At 42.3% G+C, this 1,269-nt stretch carries 3 protein-coding genes; 2 read left to right on the plus strand and 1 reads right to left on the minus strand.

From position 1 onward, the window contains the following. Together BGI33_RS03260 and BGI33_RS03265 are read left to right on the plus strand one after the other, a co-directional pair. Positions 1–617 (plus strand): RHS repeat-associated core domain-containing protein (locus BGI33_RS03260; RefSeq protein ID WP_144235347.1); only part of this gene is annotated, 617 nt, incomplete at its 5' end. Next, positions 617–895: a hypothetical protein gene (locus tag BGI33_RS03265; RefSeq protein ID WP_100089919.1), complete on the plus strand. Its 279-nt coding sequence runs from the start codon at positions 617–619 to the stop codon at positions 893–895. The genes BGI33_RS03260 and BGI33_RS03265, both read left to right, overlap by 1 nt. Positions 896–939: 44 nt before the next feature. Here BGI33_RS03265 and BGI33_RS13670 read toward each other — a convergent pair whose 3' ends face one another. Then, a complete protein-coding gene (locus BGI33_RS13670) occupies positions 940–1,089 on the minus strand; it encodes a hypothetical protein (RefSeq protein ID WP_257378942.1) in 150 nt (49 codons plus the stop codon). Positions 1,090–1,269: the final 180 nt, after the last annotated feature.

Consider the following 1,269-nt stretch of genomic DNA (forward strand, 5'->3'; position numbering starts at 1 on the left):
GTAAAATACTGTGGGAATGCAGCTTTCAGTTATGGGGGAAACGGATTCATGAAATCGAACACGAACCCATAGAGCAAAACCTCAGATATCAGGGACAATATTTAGACAGAGAAACCGGACTACATTACAATACGTTCAGGTATTATGATCCGGATATAGGTCGCTTTACCCAGCCGGATCCGATAGGATTGCTGGGTGGCTTTAATCTGTATCAGTATGCGCCTAATGGGTTGACTTGGGTGGATCCGTGGGGGTTAAAATCAATATTGCCAGATGATGCTATTGTATGCAGAGGTGGAGCATGCCTTGCTGATTCATTTAAAAATGGTAGTGGTGTTGTAGTTGATGGTACAGGCAAGTTAGATGGAATTTCAGTAAATAGCGCAGCAGGTAAGACATTAGATCAACTAACTGAAGGTATTCCACACAATAAAGTAGGCGTTACAACGGTTGGAGATATTCGAGCAGCAGGTGGAGATGTTATACCTTCTCCAACTAAAAATAATCCCCATCATGCAACTTTATCAGGTATTACAGCAAAGCAAGCAGAAGCTTTAATGACACCTACTCAGAAGAACCCATCGGCCAAACCAAAATCCAACAAAAGGAATTGTTAATGCAACAAAATAATAAAATATCCGATGATGAATTGAATTTAATAAAACAACGATGTGATAAAGCGACTAAGGGGCCATGGATATCTTACGTCGAAGATAGAGATCATTCCAGTGGTTCTAATTTTATTATGACTGGAGATGAAAATAATCGCGGGGATGATATTGAGCTTATTGGCGGAACAATAGATGATCAAGAGTTTATTGCACATGCACGACAAGATATTCCTCGATTAATTAATGAAATTAAAAGACTAAAAAAACTAATTGTAGATATATAATTTAAAAATACAATATCATCGGCAAAATCAAAAGCTGCTAGAACTTAATTCGCTGTAACCAGCTGCTGCATTTCAGAGGACACCACTACCGCTACGACGAGCACGGCAGAACCCAGACCAAACAGACCATCGGCACAACCCAGCACTACCACTACGATGCTGAACACCGCCTGAGCGAAGTACGTATCGAACAACTAAACCGCAGCCAGCGTTACGGCTACGTCTACGATGCCTTAGCCGGCGTATCAAAAAGCATCAGATAGACCGCGACGGCCAACCCTACAATCGTACCCGCTTCCTGTGGGACGGCTTAAGAATGATTCAGGAAACCGGCCCGAATCACCCCACCAGCCTGTATATCTATACCGACCAGA

The organism is Snodgrassella alvi (assembly GCF_002777425.1).
GTDB classification, from domain to species: Bacteria; Pseudomonadota; Gammaproteobacteria; order Burkholderiales; family Neisseriaceae; genus Snodgrassella; species Snodgrassella alvi_B.

Bases quoted from the DNA above. Each gene is read 5' to 3' on its own strand.
- BGI33_RS03265 (WP_100089919.1), top strand. From the start codon at position 617: ATGCAACAAAATAATAAAATATCCGATGATGAATTGAATTTAATAAAA.